At 59.5% G+C, this 17,314-nt stretch carries 15 protein-coding genes, 1 tRNA gene and 1 pseudogene; 4 read left to right on the top strand and 13 right to left on the bottom strand.

What is annotated here, in order from left to right:
* Positions 1-134: 134 nt before the first annotated feature.
* The 5 genes from AOA60_RS14880 to AOA60_RS14900 all read right to left on the bottom strand — a co-directional run bounded on the left by AOA60_RS14880 (position 135) and on the right by AOA60_RS14900 (position 3,847).
* A tRNA-Gly gene (locus tag AOA60_RS14880) sits at positions 135-210 on the bottom strand.
* Between the two features lie 60 nt (positions 211-270).
* Entirely contained in the window at positions 271-831 is a 561-nt protein-coding gene (gene pgsA, locus AOA60_RS14885) for a CDP-diacylglycerol--glycerol-3-phosphate 3-phosphatidyltransferase (protein ID WP_099585065.1), read from the bottom strand.
* A gap of 32 nt (positions 832-863) precedes the next feature.
* Positions 864-2,687 (bottom strand): excinuclease ABC subunit UvrC, encoded by a 1,824-nt coding sequence (gene uvrC, locus AOA60_RS14890; RefSeq protein ID WP_099585066.1) that lies wholly within the window; start codon positions 2,685-2,687, stop codon positions 864-866.
* A gap of 1 nt (position 2,688) precedes the next feature.
* A complete protein-coding gene (gene uvrY, locus AOA60_RS14895) occupies positions 2,689-3,330 on the bottom strand; it encodes a UvrY/SirA/GacA family response regulator transcription factor (protein ID WP_099585067.1) in 642 nt (213 codons plus the stop codon).
* Positions 3,331-3,481: 151 nt separating this feature from the next.
* Positions 3,482-3,847: a helix-turn-helix domain-containing protein gene (locus AOA60_RS14900; RefSeq protein WP_099585068.1), complete on the bottom strand. Its 366-nt coding sequence runs from the start codon at positions 3,845-3,847 to the stop codon at positions 3,482-3,484.
* Positions 3,848-3,929: 82 nt separating this feature from the next.
* On the opposite strand from AOA60_RS14900, the gene AOA60_RS14905 reads away from it, so the two are divergent.
* Positions 3,930-4,169 (top strand): DNA-binding protein, encoded by a 240-nt coding sequence (locus AOA60_RS14905; RefSeq protein WP_034097254.1) that lies wholly within the window; start codon positions 3,930-3,932, stop codon positions 4,167-4,169.
* 35 nt (positions 4,170-4,204) lie between these two features.
* Here AOA60_RS14905 and AOA60_RS14910 read toward each other — a convergent pair whose 3' ends face one another.
* Positions 4,205-4,630 carry a GNAT family N-acetyltransferase gene (locus AOA60_RS14910; protein ID WP_099585069.1) on the bottom strand — a complete coding sequence of 142 codons (426 nt, stop codon included), beginning with the start codon at positions 4,628-4,630 and terminating at the stop codon, positions 4,205-4,207.
* Positions 4,631-5,380: a carbon-nitrogen hydrolase family protein gene (locus AOA60_RS14915; RefSeq protein WP_099585070.1), complete on the bottom strand. Its 750-nt coding sequence runs from the start codon at positions 5,378-5,380 to the stop codon at positions 4,631-4,633. It lies immediately after the preceding gene.
* A gap of 146 nt (positions 5,381-5,526) precedes the next feature.
* On the opposite strand from AOA60_RS14915, the gene AOA60_RS33925 reads away from it, so the two are divergent.
* From AOA60_RS33925 to AOA60_RS14925, 3 genes and pseudogenes are all read left to right on the top strand, one after another.
* Entirely contained in the window at positions 5,527-5,661 is a 135-nt protein-coding gene (locus AOA60_RS33925; RefSeq protein ID WP_256592835.1) for a hypothetical protein, read from the top strand.
* A 341-nt stretch (positions 5,662-6,002) separates the two neighbouring features.
* Positions 6,003-7,073, top strand: coding sequence for a 3-deoxy-7-phosphoheptulonate synthase (locus AOA60_RS14920; RefSeq protein ID WP_099585071.1), 1,071 nt, complete (start codon positions 6,003-6,005; stop codon positions 7,071-7,073).
* A gap of 136 nt (positions 7,074-7,209) precedes the next feature.
* Positions 7,210-7,425 (top strand): annotated as a pseudogene (locus tag AOA60_RS14925) (aldo/keto reductase); the annotation flags it as partial.
* Here the strand turns inward: AOA60_RS14925 and AOA60_RS14930 are convergent.
* The 6 genes from AOA60_RS14930 to AOA60_RS14955 form a co-directional block, all read right to left on the bottom strand.
* Positions 7,422-7,844 carry a chemotaxis protein CheY gene (locus AOA60_RS14930; protein WP_099585072.1) on the bottom strand — a complete coding sequence of 141 codons (423 nt, stop codon included), beginning with the start codon at positions 7,842-7,844 and terminating at the stop codon, positions 7,422-7,424. The pseudogene AOA60_RS14925 and the gene AOA60_RS14930 sit on opposite strands and share 4 nt — an antisense overlap.
* Positions 7,845-7,978: 134 nt before the next feature.
* On the bottom strand, positions 7,979-11,596 hold the full coding sequence (locus AOA60_RS14935; RefSeq protein WP_099585073.1) for a transporter substrate-binding domain-containing protein: 3,618 nt from the start codon (positions 11,594-11,596) through the stop codon (positions 7,979-7,981).
* A gap of 1 nt (position 11,597) precedes the next feature.
* Positions 11,598-12,227 (bottom strand): response regulator transcription factor, encoded by a 630-nt coding sequence (locus AOA60_RS14940; RefSeq protein WP_099585074.1) that lies wholly within the window; start codon positions 12,225-12,227, stop codon positions 11,598-11,600.
* A 281-nt stretch (positions 12,228-12,508) separates the two neighbouring features.
* The gene (locus tag AOA60_RS14945; protein ID WP_099585075.1) at positions 12,509-13,225 is read right to left on the bottom strand and encodes an MgtC/SapB family protein; all 717 of its coding nucleotides are present in this window, start codon (positions 13,223-13,225) and stop codon (positions 12,509-12,511) included.
* A gap of 16 nt (positions 13,226-13,241) precedes the next feature.
* Positions 13,242-15,947, bottom strand: coding sequence for a magnesium-translocating P-type ATPase (gene mgtA / locus AOA60_RS14950; protein WP_099585076.1), 2,706 nt, complete (start codon positions 15,945-15,947; stop codon positions 13,242-13,244).
* A gap of 778 nt (positions 15,948-16,725) precedes the next feature.
* Complete coding sequence (locus tag AOA60_RS14955) at positions 16,726-17,070, bottom strand: FKBP-type peptidyl-prolyl cis-trans isomerase (protein ID WP_099585077.1); 345 nt, start codon at positions 17,068-17,070, stop codon at positions 16,726-16,728.
* Positions 17,071-17,314 lie beyond the last annotated feature (244 nt).

Genomic DNA, 17,314 nt, shown 5'->3' on the forward strand with positions numbered 1-17,314 from the left:
AAAGGTACTTGAACGTAGCGGATTACCCCGGATGCCAGTGGTTTTGCGCAGAAATGAAAAAGACGCGAAGCTTCTGTTTGGTGAATTTCAGGCAAAAAAAAAGCCACTCGTTTGAGTGGCTTTTTCTTAATGCTTGGAGCGGGAAACGAGACTCGAACTCGCGACCCCGACCTTGGCAAGGTCGTGCTCTACCAACTGAGCTATTCCCGCTTGGTGATGCGCATTCTATAGAATCTTGAGCACCCGTCAACCTCTTGATTCAAAAAAGTTTTATTTCTTTTCAACCTCAGTGCGCAGATGCGGCCAGGCGGCGCGCAGATACTGGAGCATCGACCACAGGGTCAAGCCGGCGGCGATGAGCAGCAAGGCGTAGCCGAGCAGGACCCAGAAGGTGAAGTCCGACGGGTTGGCCAGCAGGATCACCAGCGCGAGCATTTGCGCGGCGGTTTTCCATTTGCCCATGTTGGACACGGCCACATGGGCGCGGGCGCCGATTTCGGCCATCCATTCGCGCAACGCCGAGACGACGATCTCGCGGCCGATGATCACCGCGGCTGGCAGGGTCAGCCACAGGTTGCCATGCTCCTGAACCAGCAGGACCAGGGCGACGGCCACCATGAGTTTGTCGGCCACAGGGTCCAGGAAGGCGCCGAAAGGCGTGCTCTGTTCCAGGCGGCGGGCCAGGTAGCCGTCGAGCCAGTCGGTAGCGGCCGCAAAGGCGAACACTGAACTGGAGGCCAGGTAGCTCCATTCGTACGGCAAATAGAACAACAGTATAAAAATCGGAATGAGCAGGACGCGTAGAACGGTGATCAGATTAGGGATATTCATCGGCACAACTGGCTACGAGGTGGAAAGGCATTCTATTCGCTGTGCAGATTCGCATAAATCAGCTCAGCGAGCTTTTTACTGATACCGGGTGCTTTGGCTATCTCGTCAATGCTGGCACGGGACAGCTCCTGCAAGCCACCAAAATGTTTAAGCAAGTCGCGACGTCGCGTCGGGCCGACCCCTGCCACCCCTTCCAGGGTTGAGGTTCGCCGGGTTTTGCCACGGCGGGCGCGGTGGCCGGTAATGGCGAAACGGTGGGCTTCGTCGCGAATCTGTTGGATCAAATGCAGCGCGGGTGAATCGCCCTTCAAAGTGAACTCATGGGCGGCATCATTCAAGTACAACGTCTCGAAACCGGCCTTGCGCGTGGCGCCCTTGGCGACGCCCAGCAGGATCAGATCGGGTACCGCCAGCTCGTTGAGCACGTCGCGGGCCATGGACAGCTGACCCTTGCCGCCGTCGACCAGAAGGATATCCGGCAACTTGCCCTCCCCGTCCTTCAACTTGCTGAAGCGGCGCGTGAGGGCCTGATGCATGGCGGCGTAGTCGTCGCCGGGGGTCACGCCTTCGATGTTGTAGCGCCGATAGTCGGACTTGATCGGCCCTTCCGGCCCGAACACAACACAGGAGGCCACAGTAGCCTCGCCGCTGGAGTGACTGATGTCGTAGCACTCCAGGCGCTGTGGCGGCTCGTCCAGGTTGAGGACTTCGGCCAGGGCGTCGAAGCGTGCGGCCACATGCTGTCGATTGGCCAGGCGTGCGCTCAGGGCTTGCTCGGCGTTGGTCACCGCCAGTTGCTGCCAGCGCGCTCGGGTGCCGCGTACACGGTGGCTGATGTCCAGTTCCCGGCCGCGAAGTTCGTGGATCGCTTCGATCAAGGTGGGGAAGTCTTCGTGCACCACATTGACGATCAGCTCCGACGGCAGGTCGCGCTCAGGGCTGCTCACATAGTACTGGCCCAGGAAGGCGGCCATGACTTCGGCCACTTCCTCGTCGATGCCGGTCTGCGGGAAGAAATTCTTGCTGCCCAGCACTCGTCCGCCGCGCACGCTGATCAGGTGTACACAGGCGCCGCCTGGGTTGACGAAGGCCGCGATCACGTCCACATCGCCAGTGCCACCTTCCATGCTTTGCTGGTCTTGAACCCGGCGCAGCAAGGAGATCTGGTCGCGCAATTCTGCTGCCTGCTCGAAATCCAGGGTGCTGGCCGCCTGCTCCATGGCCGTGGAAAGCTCGTCGGTCAGCGCGTTGCTGCGTCCTTCGAGGAACATCACCGAATGGCGCACATCCTCGGCGTACTCCGCCGGCTCCACCAGACCCACGCACGGCCCCTTGCAACGTTTGATCTGGTATTGCAGGCAAGGCCGCGTGCGGTTCTTGAAGAAGCTGTCTTCACACTGGCGCACAAAAAAGGTTTTTTGCAGCAGGCTCAGACTTTCACGGATCGCCCCGGCGCTGGGATAAGGCCCGAAGTACTTGCCCTTCGCTTTCTTCGCCCCACGGTGAATGCTCAGGCGTGGGAAGTTACCGTCGGATAAAAACACGTAGGGGTAGGATTTATCGTCACGCAGCAGAATGTTATAGGGCGGTCGCCATTCCTTGATCAGCGTCTGTTCAAGTAGCAGCGCCTCGGTTTCATTGGCGGTGATGGTGGTTTCGACCTGGGCGATACGCGCCACCAGTGCGGCGGTTTTCGGCGCGAGGCCGCTCTTGCGAAAGTAGCTCGCCAGACGGTTCTTCAGGTTCTTGGCTTTGCCGACGTAAAGCAGGCGTGCCTCGCCGTCGAACATGCGGTACACGCCGGGGCGGCCACTGCAGGTTGAGAGAAAGGCACTCGGATCAAACGGTGTGGTCATGTCAGGCGCTGGCGTCCACCATACCGTGGCGCACCGCGAGCAGGGTCAATTCAACATCACTGCTGATAGCGAGCTTCTCGAAAATGCGATAGCGGTAGGTGTTGACGGTCTTGGGTGACAGGCACAGTTTGTCGGAGATCGTCTGGACCTTCTGGCAACCGACGATCATCAAGGCGATCTGGATTTCCCGCTCTGACAGCGTATCAAACGGCGAGTCGCTGACAGGCTGGAAGGACTTGATAGCCAATTGCTGGGCAATCTGCGGGCTGATATAGCGCTGGCCGGCAAACACCAGGCGAATGGCCTGGACCATTTCCGCCAGGCCAGCGCCTTTAGTGAGGTAACCCGCAGCGCCTGCCTGCAGCAGACGTGTCGGAAACGGATCTTCCTCGCACACGGTCACCACTACGACTTTGATGTCCGGATGGCTGCGCAGCAATTTGGTCGTCGCACCAAGACCGCCGATCCCAGGCATCTTGACGTCCATCAACACCACATCGGGTTTCAACTCCCGGGCCTTGATCAGGGATTCCTCCCCTGACTCTGCCTGGCCGACTACTTGCAGGCCATCGATGTCAGCCAGCATTCGTGTAATGCCTGTACGAACGAGATCATGGTCATCGACTACTAGCACCCTAATCAAGCAGACACCTCGCGAAATGGTCTTATAGGTTGCTGAACACCTTAGCAAAAAACCAAGGCGCAGACCTAGTTGCACACGTCATATATATGGAGTTTGGTTAAACGACAGCCACCCGCTGGCAGGCGGGTGGCTTGATTTGCTGGGCGAAGGGTCAGGAATCCTGGGGCTGCGGCTTGGCTTTTCCGTTCATCGCGGATGAATGCTCGGCGAGGGTCGAGGTCAGACGACGGATCGCAGCCTGGTCTTCCTTGAACATTGCGCGGTAGTCCCCAAGCACCTTCTCTTCAATCTGGCTCAGGTTTTCCAATTGAATCGGCGTGGCCACACCGGTCAACACATACAGCACGTCCACGCCTCTTTCGGCGACCCGCGACAGGTAGTCCGCTTTAGGTGCCCGCCCTCCACTTTCGTATTTGCCTTGTGCGTTGGCCTCAACGCCTCCTATTTCACCAAATACTTTTTGCGACAAGCCAAGTCGCTCTCTTTCTTGCCTCAAACGCGAACCGATTCCACTCATTTGGATGTATGATCCTATTTGGCACACCCCAAGAGGTGACACACTCATCTCTTAGTTAAACAAACTTGAACGGTTTTGAACTATGCCCGGAATCCGTACTGCTGCACAAGCCAAGGCCTGGCTGGAACACCAAGGAAAATCAGTTCAAGCGTTCGCCCGAGAACATGGCGTCGATCCGGCAACCACCTATCAAGTGCTCGCTGGGCGCAAAAAGGGACGGCGTGGAGAGGCCCATAAGGTAGCGGTCCTTCTGGGCATGAAAGAGGGGATCATCCTTTCTGAGGCCGATGGCCAAAACAACGATCAGGAAGTCGACTCCTGAGGCCAGTATGCGCTTATTAAGATTCAACGCATGGTTTAGCTGCAGACACGTTCCATGCGCCAGAAGCAGTCTTCTTCACCCACGATATTGAAGCCCATACGCAAATAGAGCGTTTGGGCCGGATTCGTTTTGAACACGGTCAGACGCAAGAGGCCAGGCCTCCGTGCCTTCAGCGCCATCTGCCCCAACACCCAGGTCCCGGCGCCGATCCGGCGACATTCTTCGAGCATATGCAACTCGCGAATGTAGAGCGCGCGGCTATCGCGACTCAGGCTCACAAACCCCAGCACGGCGTCGTCACGGCAGATCAGCCAATTTTCCCGACCGGCCCAGGCGGTGTCGAAGCCATCGTTGGACCACCACAGCCCGTACTGCACGTAATAGCGGGCCATCGCTTCGTGGGTGAGCGTTCGTGCGAAGGGCAAGTGCTGATCCGTCGCCGCGCGTAGGTGAAAAACCATTTAGAGGGCCATCACTTGGCTAGTCCAACGCTCACCGTCGCGACGGGCGATCAGCAACGCATCGCCTACCCCAGGCACAGCCGCAAGCAAACCGCCATCGGCGGCCCAGATCGCACTGCGACCGGCGCAGGCCCAGCCACCCGAGGGGCCGCCATGGTTGGCCATCAACACCACCAGGCCATGTTCCGCAGCGTAGCCTCGGAGCAGCGCACTGTCCGTTGCGTAACCGCCCTCACTGATCAACACACCGGCGGCATACACCGTGGCACCCGATTGGGCCGCAGCACGCGGATGGCCAGCATGGGAAAAGTCCGCACACACCGCCAGTGCAATCCGGTCATCCCCGAACTCAAGGACCGCACCGCCCTGCCCTGGGACAAACGCGCCTTCTTCGCCATTATGCAGATGCTGCTTGGTGTAGACCGCCAGTGAGCCATCTGCGCCCAACACCAGCGCACCGATCAACACACCTGCCTGCGGCGCCAGTCGGATCGGCATACCCACCACCACCGTCAGTCGCAGCTCCTGTGCCATTTCACGCAGGGGCGCCAGCATCTGGTCCTCTGACGCGATCGCCAACTCAGCCGCCAGCGACGGTTCATAGCCCGTCAACGACAACTCGGGGAACACCAGCAATTGCACACCCTGCTGCGCCGCAGCGCGCATAAATGCCAGGTGGCGTTCGATATTGGCCGGCACATCGCCCGCAATGGAAATGGATTGAGCAGCAGCAAGGGTGAAGGCAGTCATGGTCGCGTCCAAGCAATCAATATCTAAGTGTTACCAGCATATCGGCACTCACCCCATAGCCGTAAGTACCCCACCGCAATAGAAATTACTGATTGAATCCCCCTGCGTGCCTCTAGTAAGCTCCCCCCATCATTTGGAGACATACCATGTTGCAACTCACCCACACTCAGGTTTGCCCTACTGCCAGCGCCCAGCGCTCGGTGTCGGCTACCCGTGTGAACGGTTTGAGCGCACTGGTCAGCTCTTATTTTGGGTATTGGTTTAGCCACTGGCGCGCCTGATACCTGAAATCGGCGCCCACTACTCAAGGGGTCGCCTACCAGAGAAATCTAACCCCCGGTCGGCTCCCCGACCGGGGGTTTTGTTTTTCAGGTCCCCACACACTTTTCAGCTTGATCAAGAACACTTAAAGGAATCACGACATGAACTACGCCACTTATTACCGCTACGACACTTGCACTGCATGGCGATTTAGCAAGCTCCGCTCGGGACAGCCTGCCGCCTCCGATCGGTCACCAATGGGTGGCAAGCCAACACACGTAGCCGATACGGCCAATTGTCGAACACCCCAGTAGGCCAAGCGCGCGGGAGCAACCCGCCGCTTGCCCAGGAAGCCTTGAATATGAACTCCTCCGTCGCCGCTCTGCCTGTTTCAAACCTGACCAGCGCCAATGAAGCCCTGACTCAGCGCCTGCCCAGCTCGCTTGAGCTCAAGCACCAGCTCCCTCTCAGCCCGTTCCTCAACGAACAGATCCACGCCCATCGCCAAGCCGTGCGCGCCATCCTCAATGGCGAAGATTCACGCTTGCTGGTAATTGTCGGCCCGTGCTCGATCCACGATCCGGAATCGGCCATGGAATACGCGCGAAACCTGAAGAAACTGGCCCTTGAGGTCAGCGACCAGATGTTGCTGGTGATCCGCGCCTACGTCGAAAAACCGCGCACCACCATCGGCTGGAAAGGCCTGGCGTACGACCCGCACCTGGATGGCAGCGATGACATGGCGGCTGGCCTGACCCTGTCCCGCGAACTGATGCGCGAAATGCTGCGCCTGGGCCTGCCGGTCGCCACCGAGCTGTTGCAACCCATGGCCGCCGGCTACTTCGATGACCTGCTCAGTTGGGTGGCAATTGGCGCGCGTACCACGGAATCCCAGATCCACCGCGAAATGGCCAGCGGCCTGGGCATGCCCGTGGGCTTCAAGAACGGTACCGACGGCGGCGTCGCGATTGCCTGTGACGCCATGCGCTCGGCGTCCCACCCGCACCGCCACTTCGGCGTCGACAGCCAGGGCCACCCGGCCATCATCCAGACCCCAGGCAACCCTGATACACATCTGGTGCTGCGCGGCGGCCATAGCGGGCCGAACTACGATGCCCAGAGCGTGGCAGCGGTGAAACACGATCTCGCCAAGTCCAAGGTGATGCCACGGATCATGGTCGATTGCAGCCACGCCAACAGCAGCAAGGACCCACTGCGCCAGCCAGCCGTGTTCAACGACGTGCTGGAACAGCGCTTGAAGGGTGACACCGCGCTGATCGGCATGATGCTCGAAAGCCATCTGTTCGAAGGCTGCCAGCCATTGAGCCCGTCGATGAAATACGGTGTGTCCGTGACCGACGGTTGCCTCGGCTGGGCCGCCACCGAGCAGTTGTTGCGCAAGGCCGCAGAGCGCCTGCGCGCTCAAGAGTGATCGATCAAGGCGCTGCTACAGCGGGTACAGCGCCTCAACACCCCGCCACACACACTTGCCATTCGTGATTTGCAGTCAAGAGTCCTTTTCGGATTCGGCTGTGTTTGCGAAGGAACGACGCGGGATACTTGACTCCATTGCCTACCACGCCACCCCGGCACAAGTAACCCTGGCCTGGGCCATGCAGTTGGGTTATGCGGTCATCCCTTCGTCGACCAAGCGCGCCAACCTGGAAAGCAACCTCAAGGCCGTGCCACTGACCTTGAGCGCTGCCGATATGGCGCAGATTGCCGGGCTGGAGCGCGGCCATCGCTTGACCAGCCCCAAGGGCATCGCGCCGAAGTGGGACTAAATCCCTGCTACCCGTGTGCGTGATAATTCACGCAGCCAGGGCAACACCCGCAGGCCGGCGCAGGCCTCGGGTGGGTCGATAATGTCCATGAAGTGTTCAAGATTGACGTTGTCCGGCACGCCGGGCAGCCGTACCAGCACCGCCGGTGTTACGCCGGGGGCTGCACCCAAATCCAGGTGATCGTAGACCAACACATGGCGCACCTGGGGTTGGGGCCCACAGGCATGAGTTGTCAGCCCCGCATTGATGATCAGCACGTCAAAGGGCTCGGCTGGGATGGCCGTCAGTATCTGGACCTCTTCGAAGGTTTGTACCGGCACGATCCGGTGGTACCCCAACTGATTGAGCATTTTCTCGATGTACAACCGTTGCAGGTGTTGTTCATCGGCAATCAGGATGGTCAGTGCTTTGTTCGGCATGGCAAACCCCTGGGCAGGCAGCGCTCGTCAGTGAGCGACGCCCATTTTCCAGACATATCCCGAAGACAAAATCAGGCATGTTCCCCCTTCGTGTAGGAGTTCTCCCAAATCCACCGAATGGCCATCCACCTCAGTCAAGCCTGATTGCGGTACCGACTCAGGCTGTGATGCAACTGTTCGATGGCCACGTCCAACGCCTCGACCGCAGCGCCCAACCCACTGCTGTCACGCCGCTCACACACGTCTTCCAACGTCTCGCAGCAAGTGATCAACACCTGGGCCTTGACCATGCGAGCGCCGCCTTTGACACGATGAGCCAAGTCATGAAGCTTGGCGATATCGCCTTGGCCGTTCAGCACCGACAAGCGCCTACGGTCCTCTGCGAGACTGTCGAGCAACGGCAACAGCAGCTCGTTGAGGGCAGCGTTATCACCCTGGGTCAGCATAAGCAGCGGGTTTAAATCAAACGCCGGCGAGGCTTCATCCGTTACGGTTTCGGCGGTACGTGACGCCAAGGCCAACCTCAAGTCGTCAAGCCCGGTAGGCTTGAACAGGCAACCGTCCATACCTGCTTGCCGGCAACGTTCGGTCTCCTGCGGCTGGGCATTGGCGGTAAACCCCAGTATCAGGCACGGTTTCAGCCCACGCTCGCGCTCATCGGCGCGAATATCACGTGCCAGCGCATAACCGTCCTTCAAGGGCATATTGCAATCGGTGATCACGCCATCAAACTGCCCGGCCTGCCACAGTGCAAACCCTTGGATACCATCCTCGGCCGTGTTGATGCGATGCCCCAGAAAACTCAGTTGCCGCGCCAGCAGCAGGCGGTTGGCCGGATAGTCATCTACGACCAGGATGTTCAACGTGGCAGCCGGTGGAAGGTTCGCAGCCTCTGCGCTGGCCGATACCTGCGTGGTGGTCGTCAGTGCCACCGCCACGTCAACCCGAGTGCCCTTGCCCAGCACACTGGTCAGGTGCAGTTGACCGCCCATCATCTCGCACAGGTCCCGACTGATCACCAACCCCAGGCCCGAACCGCTGCGCGCCGACTGCCCGTTGTTGTGACCCTGGATAAAGGGGTTGAACAAACGCTGCTGATCTTCGGCGCTGATACCTATGCCCGAGTCTTCGACCCACAAGCGCAGGTTCAACAGGTCGCCAGCCACTGCCGGTGCGCACTGGGCGCTCAGGCGCACATGGCCGGCGTTGGTGAACTTGATCGCGTTCCCGAGCAGATTGGACACCACTTGCTTAAAGCGCAGCGGGTCGACCAACACCACCCTGTCGATCAACGGGTCAAGCTCCACCTGCAGCATCAGGCCTTTGTCCCGCGCCAACCCTTCGAATACCCGCGCCACAGAGGCCAGCAGTTCATGCAGGTTGGCCGGCTCCAGGCTCAGGGACAGGTGACCGGATTCGATCCGCGCAATGTCGAGAATATCGCCGATCAACTCCAGCATGCTGCGGGATGCCACCGACGCAACCTCCAGCGCATCGCGGTCGGCCCTGCCATGCTCGGCGTTTTTCAGGGCCAACTCGATCATGCCGATCACCGCATTCATAGGCGTACGGATCTCGTGACTCATGGTCGCCAGGAAGGTGGTCTTGGCGCGATTGGCGGCGTCAGCCTCCTCCTTGGCCTCCTGCAGTTCGCCCAACAACCGCTGGCGCTCGCTGACATCCACCCAACCGGCAATCATGCCCACGACACTGCCATGGCTATCACGGTACGGCAGCATCCACTGGTAGATGGTCAGCACACCACCGGCAGGCAACTTGAGCACGCGGTCATGGATCTGCGGCTCGCCCTCTGCCATCAAGCGCAAGTAATCCGCATGGAACGACTGGGCCTGGGGCGGGTTACCGGTGTCGGTTTCCACCACAGTCTTACCGATGACGTCTTCCAGTTTGAAGCCGAACACATCGAGATAGGCATTATTGCAGGCCATCAAGCGACCCTGGCGGTCGCGCACATAAATCGGGTGCGGCGTGCCATCGATCAGCACGCCCATAAACCGCATCTGGTCGCTCAAGGCACGCTCGGCCTGAGCGCGCTTGCGAATCAGGTTGCGCAGATAGAACACCCAGCCCAGGGTGACCAACAACAGCAGGGCGGCCAGGCCGAACCCTTGGATAATCACATTGCGATGGCGCATCCAGTAGCTGTCTTCGAGGATGATTTCACTGCGCCAGTGATTGGTCAGTTCGTCCATCTCTTCCGGGGAAATACTCAACAACGCCTTGTCGAGGATCGAGTACAACTCTAATTGGCTGCGACTGACCCCAAGGGTAAAACGCGCAGGCTCCCTACCGACGGTACTGGTGATGCGCAGGCGCTCACGGTAATGGCGCGCGATCATATAGCGCGCACTGATCAGCGAAACGGCCGTCGCCTCGACACTGCCCTTGGCCACCAACTCCATGGCCTGTTCAGGACTCTCGACATCAACATACTCAATACTGGGGTAATCCCGGGCGATCTGCGCAGACAGGCTGGTATCGCGAATAATCGCCAGGCGCTTGCCGGGCATATCTTCCAGGGTTACCAGATGTTCGTCGGCGGCGCGTACTACCAACACATAGGGGTTGGACAGGTAAGGCCGGGTAAAGCGAATTTTCTCGGCTCCCTCCACGCTCGGGGTGACGACCGCCAGCATGTCTACGCGACCTGAACTTGCCTGCTCAATCAGCTTGGGCAGTGACCTGCCGCGCTCCACATCAAATTTCAAGCCCGTGCGCAAGCTGATACGCGTCAGCACCTCGGCGCTCAACCCTTCGAATTGCTCTTGATCGTTGAAAAAAGACAACGGCACGAGTTTGTCGGGAACCGCTACTTTCACCCGTGGGTTTTTCTCCAGCCAGCGCCGCTCACTTTCGCTCAGGCGCAACTGATCGGCCTCCAGAAAACCGCTGCCGCCAGCACTCCAACGGCGCAGGACTTCCATCTGCTGGCTGGCCGGGACAGCAGCCAGCGCGACGTTGACGATGTTCAACAGGCGCCGGTTATCTTTGGCGAAGGCAAATCCGAAAGGATTGACTTCCAACGCCGAAAAATCCGCCATGCGCACGTTATTGAGGTGGTTCTTGTTGATCAGGTAGCGGGCACTGATGGCATCGCCCAGGTAGACATCCGCCTGGCCGAACGCGACGGCCCCGATGGCTTCGAAGGTCGAGGCAAACAAAAGCAATTGCGCTTTGGGATAGAAGGCCTGGACAGCGTCGGGCGGCATGTAGTGGTAGAGCATCGCCACGCGCTTGCCCGCAAGGTCGGCCGTGAGCGTGTGACTTTCCCCCGCGCGCGCTACCAGTGCGGGCTGGTCGTTGGCGTAAGAACGGGACAGCGCCAACTCAGGGTCGGCCGCCTCATACCCATTGGCAGACCCCACAAAATCCACGGCGCCGGTCTTGACGGCCTCGATCACCTCATCGCGGGTGTCGTAACGCCGCACCTCAATGGTAATGTTCAACGCCTGGGCGATCAGCGCCGCATAATCGGCGGTGATGCCCTCCAGCTCATCGTTGTTATTACTCAGATCAAAGGGCGCGTAATCGGGCGCCGACACCCCCATCGACAATGTGCGCTGGGTGCGCAGCCAAGACCAATCGGCTTCGTCCAGCACCACCGGCGGCCCTTCAAGGGTGGAGTGGCCCAACAGCCGCAGTGTGTGCGGCTCATCCAGGGCCATCACACCAGAGGGCATCAGCCCCACCAGCAGCATGGCCACGTACCTCAACAGACGGGTGGCAATCATTTCAGATCAAGTGATTGCGCTGAGCGAACTTGGACAGGTGCACCACCGATGACATTCGCAATTTCTCCTTGAGGCGCGTCTTGTAGGTACTGATAGTCTTGTGGCTCAACAGCATGTTCTCAGCGATCTCCTTGTTGCCCAGGCCAAGCGCCAGCTTCTGCAGCACGGCCAACTCACGGTCAGATAACGCCTCCACCAACTCCCGCTCAGTGGATTGCAAGTCGTCGCGCCGCACCGAGCTGGTAGGCAAGCTAGGGAAGCAGCTGTAGCCAGACCTGATCGCCCTGATCGCCTTTTGCAACTCATCGAGCTCGCCGGTCTTGGAGACGAACCCCATCGCTCCAGCGCGCATACAACGGGTGGAAAAAAACACCGCCAGGTACGAGGTGAGCACCAGGATTTTGCAGTCCAACCCAAGCGCCTTGACCCGACTGATCACCTCCAGCCCACCGAGTTTAGGCATCGCCAGGTCGAGAATGATCAGGTCCGGATGCTGTTCGCGCACAGCCTGCATGGCGTCGGCACCGTTATCCGCCTCGTAGATGCTATCGAAGCCTTCCTGCTTCAACAGGTACCTGACGGTGGCGCGTATAAAAGGGTGATCGTCCACAATTAAAGCTTTGTTGCTCATAAGAGTCCCCGGAGAACATCAGTACGCTGACATATCACGCGAGACCCAACTACCTGTGAAAAGTAACAGTTCCGACAAACGGTACTGACTACTCTGTACGACGCTTCAGGCAGAAAAGGCCCCTCCTTTGAAAAACACAGTAACTACGTGTAGTGCGACGCCTTGATTCCTGAGCAGACGCAAGCGCGCAACCTTATCAACCGTGTGCCGTTCAAAATGAAGGGATACTCTCGACTGCTTGTAGGACTTTTCCTCAATAACGCAAGACCAGGTGTCCAGAACTACTCGGTCGTACTCGGGCTCCAGAAGGCCTGCACCACGAGGCTCGACCTGCAAATCCGTGCGACCAGGGCGTCCAGTTCGTCACCGTCCACAGAGGTCACCGCCAGCGTGGCTTCGATTTCCACCTCTTCGGTGCCAAACGGTCGCACATCGACATCGCTGGCCGGGTAATTGCACCGCGCCAATTCGGCTTCCAGCAACGCCAATACCGCGGTTTGCTGAGTGCGCCGGGCAATCACATATAGGATGTTCGTGACCTCCGCAGACACCACATCAAGCGGCTGGCGGTTGATGTTATTGACGATGGGTCTCAGCAAGGTATTGGCTGCCAGCACAAACAGTGTGCCCAGCAACGCTTCAAGCACCAGGTCGGCGCCGGCACAGGCCCCTACCGCCGCCGACGCCCACAGCGTGGCGGCGGTGTTGAGCCCACGGACATTGCCTTCTTCGCGCATGATCACGCCGGCACCGAGAAAGCCAATGCCCGACACCACATACGCCACCACCCGCACCGCGCCTTCCGCGCCGCCGAGGCGGCTGGCCATATCGACAAAAATCGCCGCTCCCACCGCCACCAGCACATTGGTGCGCAGGCCCGCCGTGCGCTGGCGGTACTGGCGCTCGAAACCGATCAAGCCACCGAGGATGAACGCGGCGGTGAGGCTGACCAGGGTGTCGATCAGGGAATCGAGGTTGATGTTGTTGATTGCTTGCATCGGAAATCGTCCCTGCTCATTGCCAGCCAAACTTACGGATGTAGTAGCCCTTCACCGCCTGGGTCAGCGCCATGTACGCCAGCAGAATCACCGGCAAAAACACGAAATACAGTGACGGCAACGCCTGCAATTTGAAGTAGTGCGCCAGCGGCCCCATCGGCAGGAAAATTCCCACCGCCATGATCACGCCGGTCATCACCATCAACGGCATTGCTGCACGGCTTTGCAGGAACGGAATTTTCGGCGTGCGGATCATGTGCACGATCAGCGTCTGGGTCAGCAGCCCCACCACAAACCAGCCTGACTGGAACAGCGTCTGATGGTCTGGCGTGTTGGCATCAAACACGTACCACATGAGTGCGAACGTGGTGATGTCAAAGATTGAACTGATCGGCCCGAAAAACAGCATGAAGCGCCCCACATCCCCCGGCTGCCAGCGCTGTGGCTTGGCCAGCATCTCGTCATCGACGTTGTCGAACGGGATTGCGATCTGGGAAATGTCATACAGCAGGTTCTGCACCAACAGGTGCATCGGCAACATCGGCAGAAACGGGATAAATGCACTCGCCACCAACACGGAGAACACGTTGCCGAAGTTGGAACTGGCGGTCATCTTGATGTACTTGAGCATGTTGGCGAAGGTGCGGCGCCCTTCCAGAACGCCCTCTTCCAGGATCATCAGGCTCTTTTCCAGCAGGATGATGTCGGCCGCTTCCTTGGCAATGTCCACCGCGCTGTCCACCGAAATACCGATGTCCGCCGTGCGCAGCGCCGGCGCATCGTTGATGCCGTCGCCCATAAAACCCACCACATGCCCGTTGGCCTTGAGCAGGCGCACGATGCGTTCCTTGTGGCTGGGCGTCAGCTTGGCGAACACATTGGTGGTCTCCACGGCCTTGGCCAACTCGGCATCGGTCATGTCTTCGATGTCGTTGCCCATCAGCAGGCCCTGTTGCTCCAGGCCCACTTCGCGGCAGATCTTTGCAGTCACCAGCTCGTTGTCACCGGTCAGCACTTTGACCGCGACGCCATGGGCTTTCAGGGCTTTGAGAGCAGGCGCGGTGCTTTCCTTGGGCGGGTCGAGGAAGGCCACGTAGCCGATCAACGTCAGGTTGTTTTCATCCGCCAGGCTGTAGGTGTCGCGCCCCGGTGCCATCGGTTGCGCGGCCACGGCCACTACACGCAGGCCTTCTTCATTGAACGCGGCGGTCACTTGGCGAATGCGCGCCAGCAGTTCCTCCGTGAGCGCTTCGTTGGTGTCGCCGTGGCGCACGCTGTTGCACACCGAGAGGATCTCCTCCACGGCGCCCTTGCAGATCAGCAGGTGCGGCAAGCCCTGCTCGGCCACGACCACCGACATGCGGCGGCGATTGAAATCGAACGGGATCTCGTCGACCTTGTGGAACGCGGTGCCGACTTTCAGCTCGCGATGCACCTCCACATGCTCCAGCACCGCCACGTCCAGCAGGTTTTTCAGGCCAGTCTGGTAGTAGCTGTTGAGGTAGGCCATTTCCAATACGTCGTCGGATTCTTGGCCCCACACGTCCACATGGCGCGCCAGGAAAATCCGGTCCTGGGTCAGGGTGCCGGTCTTGTCGGTGCACAGCACGTCCATTGCGCCGAAGTTCTGGATCGCGTCCAGACGCTTGACGATGACCTTCTTGCGCGACAAAAACACCGCGCCCTTGGCCAGGGTGGACGTGACGATCATCGGCAGCATTTCCGGGGTCAGGCCCACGGCAATCGACAGCGCAAACAGCAGCGCCTCGGTCCAGTCGCCCTTGGTGAAGCCGTTGATGAACAGCACCAGCGGCGCCATCACAAACATGAAGCGGATCAGCAACCAGCTGACTTTATTCACGCCATGCTGGAACGAAGTGGTGGCACGGTCAGTGGCCGTCACACGTTGCGCCAACGCACCGAAATAGGTGCTGTTGCCGGTGGTCAGGATCACCGCCGTCGCTGCACCGGACACCACGTTGGTGCCCATGAACAGGATATTGTCCAGGTCCAGGGGGTTGCGGGTGTGGGCGTCCCGCTGCTGGGCGAATTTCTCCACCGGCATCGATTCGCCGGTCATCGCCGCCTGGCTCACGAATAAGTCCTTGGCACTGAGCACGCGGCAATCGGCGGGGATCATGTCGCCGGCCGACAGTACGATCAGGTCGCCAGGCACCAATTGTTTGATCGGCAACTCGATGCGCTTGGCCGCATCGCGGCGCAGTACCGTGGCGGTGTTGCTGACCATCGCTTTCAAGGCGTCGGCGGCCTTGTTCGACTTGGCCTCCTGCCAGAAACGCAGCAGCGTCGAGAGCACCACCATGGAGAAAATCACCGTGGCGGCCTTCATGTCTTCGGTCAGCCAGGAGATCACCGCCAGCAAAGTCAGCAGCAGGTTGAACGGGTTTTTGTAGCAGTGCCAGAGGTGCACCCACCACGGCAGCGGCTGCTCGTGCTCGACTTCGTTGAGGCCATATTGCACGCGCAGGGCGTCAGCTTCCTGAGAGCTCAAGCCCTCGGCATGGCTGCCCAACGTGCCGAGCAATTGCACGGTGCTGCTGTTGGCCGCGACCACCAGGGTTTGCGCCAGGGTCGGCGGCACTTCGCGGCTGACGCTGGCGTCGGTGACGGTTTCGAGCATGGCTAGGCGACGGAAATGCCGGGCAATGTGCCGGGTCCGCAGGAAGCCGGCGAAGAACTCTTTCAACAGAGTGAGGTTCATGGTGTTACTCCTGCGCGAGGAAAAAACCGTCGTGCAGGTACTGCCCATCCGCACCGTGCCTGTCAGACAGGCACAGCCGGCTTGGCCCGCCCGCCGCAAAAGGCAGGCGCGTCCGTAGCATCCCAAGGTTACTCAGGTGCTGGTCAGCGTCGATGAAAGAGGATCGAAACAGAGCCAGGACTGGCCGCTGCCTTGATGCCGCTTCTCGCTTTGATGGCGAGACAACGGCATCGGATAAATGCGCGTTACCTTGCCAAGCCTGTGCCGGTTACCGCAACCGGCCGACTACTGTCACTCGAACAAGTACCCACTGAGGGTCTCCGCTATTGATGAAAACGCGCGAAGCTTACGCCCCGATTTCAGGAGAGTAAACCGTAGGAAAGTTTCCGCCTGGTGAATAAGAAGATTCTTCAGGATGGGTTCAGGAACCGGCTCTGGGCACGCAGAAAATCAAATGCAGGAGCTGGCTTGTTGTGGTGAGCGGGCTTGCCCGCGCTGGGGCGCGCTGGGGCGCGAAGCGGCCCCAATAAGGAAGGCCATCGCGATAACCCAGATAAACCACGGAGTCTGATTTTAGGGTCGCTTCGCAGCCCGGCGCGGGACAAGCCCGCTCACCACAACAGCCCATTCGTTATAGACACTTCGCTCACTGGCAGTTGTCTAGGGTGTGCCTGGTAGATCCCGCTCAACCAACGCCAGGTAGTCCTTAACCCTCCCAACCCCAGCTGTCGCGCAATGCGTGAAGTATGTTCATGCAGCCTCCTTGCGTCGAAACGACTCAATCATCCCGCGTCAGTACTTCCAGCAACTCAATCTCAAAGCGCAGATTACTGTGGGGCGTGATATGCGCACCCATTGAGCGTTCGCCGTAGGCCAGGTGCGCCGGCACGTATAACGTGCGCACCCCGCCGACCTGCATGCCCATCAGGCCCTGGTCCCAGCCTTTAATGACGCGCCCGGTGCCAATCACACACTGGAACGGTTTGCCCCGTTCCCAGGATGAATCGAACACCGTGCCATCTTCCAGGGTGCCGGTGTATTGAGTGGTGATCAGCGCGCCCTTCACCACGGCTTTGCCGGTGCCCTGGCGGATGTCGGTGATCTGGAGTTCGTCGTGATTCATGGGGTTCTCGTTGAAGGCGTAAAGGCTGGGGTTTTCCCAGAATCGGTGGGGTTTGGCAAGTGTAGGAAAAGTTGGAGCAGCGACATTTCCCTTTAACTTGCGGGACGTTTCCGAGAGAATCCCAACCGCTTGCGCCGCTCAAATCCGCTGGCTAGTCTTCGCCGGTCACTGCCAATTCAGTGATTCGGGGTTTGGTAGACCACGAGTGATTAGGCGCTAAGCGCCCCCTTCTGCAAGGCGCTTT

Origin of the sequence: Pseudomonas sp. 2822-17, assembly GCF_002742485.1 — a bacterium.
GTDB classification, from domain to species: domain Bacteria; phylum Pseudomonadota; class Gammaproteobacteria; order Pseudomonadales; family Pseudomonadaceae; genus Aquipseudomonas; species Aquipseudomonas cyclaminis.

Coding starts and splice junctions, on each gene's coding strand:
- AOA60_RS14955 (WP_099585077.1), bottom strand. CDS start 17,070: ATGAATCACGACGAACTCCAGATCACCGACATCCGCCAGGGCACCGGC.
- AOA60_RS14930 (WP_099585072.1), bottom strand. CDS start 7,844: ATGCCGAACAAAGCACTGACCATCCTGATTGCCGATGAACAACACCTG.
- pgsA (WP_099585065.1), bottom strand. CDS start 831: ATGAATATCCCTAATCTGATCACCGTTCTACGCGTCCTGCTCATTCCG.
- AOA60_RS14905 (WP_034097254.1), top strand. CDS start 3,930: ATGCCCGGAATCCGTACTGCTGCACAAGCCAAGGCCTGGCTGGAACAC.
- AOA60_RS14915 (WP_099585070.1), bottom strand. CDS start 5,380: ATGACTGCCTTCACCCTTGCTGCTGCTCAATCCATTTCCATTGCGGGC.
- AOA60_RS14945 (WP_099585075.1), bottom strand. CDS start 13,225: ATGCAAGCAATCAACAACATCAACCTCGATTCCCTGATCGACACCCTG.
- AOA60_RS14940 (WP_099585074.1), bottom strand. CDS start 12,227: ATGAGCAACAAAGCTTTAATTGTGGACGATCACCCTTTTATACGCGCC.
- AOA60_RS14935 (WP_099585073.1), bottom strand. CDS start 11,596: ATGATTGCCACCCGTCTGTTGAGGTACGTGGCCATGCTGCTGGTGGGG.
- uvrC (WP_099585066.1), bottom strand. CDS start 2,687: ATGACCACACCGTTTGATCCGAGTGCCTTTCTCTCAACCTGCAGTGGC.
- mgtA (WP_099585076.1), bottom strand. CDS start 15,947: ATGAACCTCACTCTGTTGAAAGAGTTCTTCGCCGGCTTCCTGCGGACC.
- AOA60_RS14910 (WP_099585069.1), bottom strand. CDS start 4,630: ATGGTTTTTCACCTACGCGCGGCGACGGATCAGCACTTGCCCTTCGCA.
- AOA60_RS33925 (WP_256592835.1), top strand. CDS start 5,527: ATGTTGCAACTCACCCACACTCAGGTTTGCCCTACTGCCAGCGCCCAG.
- AOA60_RS14900 (WP_099585068.1), bottom strand. CDS start 3,847: ATGAGTGGAATCGGTTCGCGTTTGAGGCAAGAAAGAGAGCGACTTGGC.
- AOA60_RS14920 (WP_099585071.1), top strand. CDS start 6,003: ATGAACTCCTCCGTCGCCGCTCTGCCTGTTTCAAACCTGACCAGCGCC.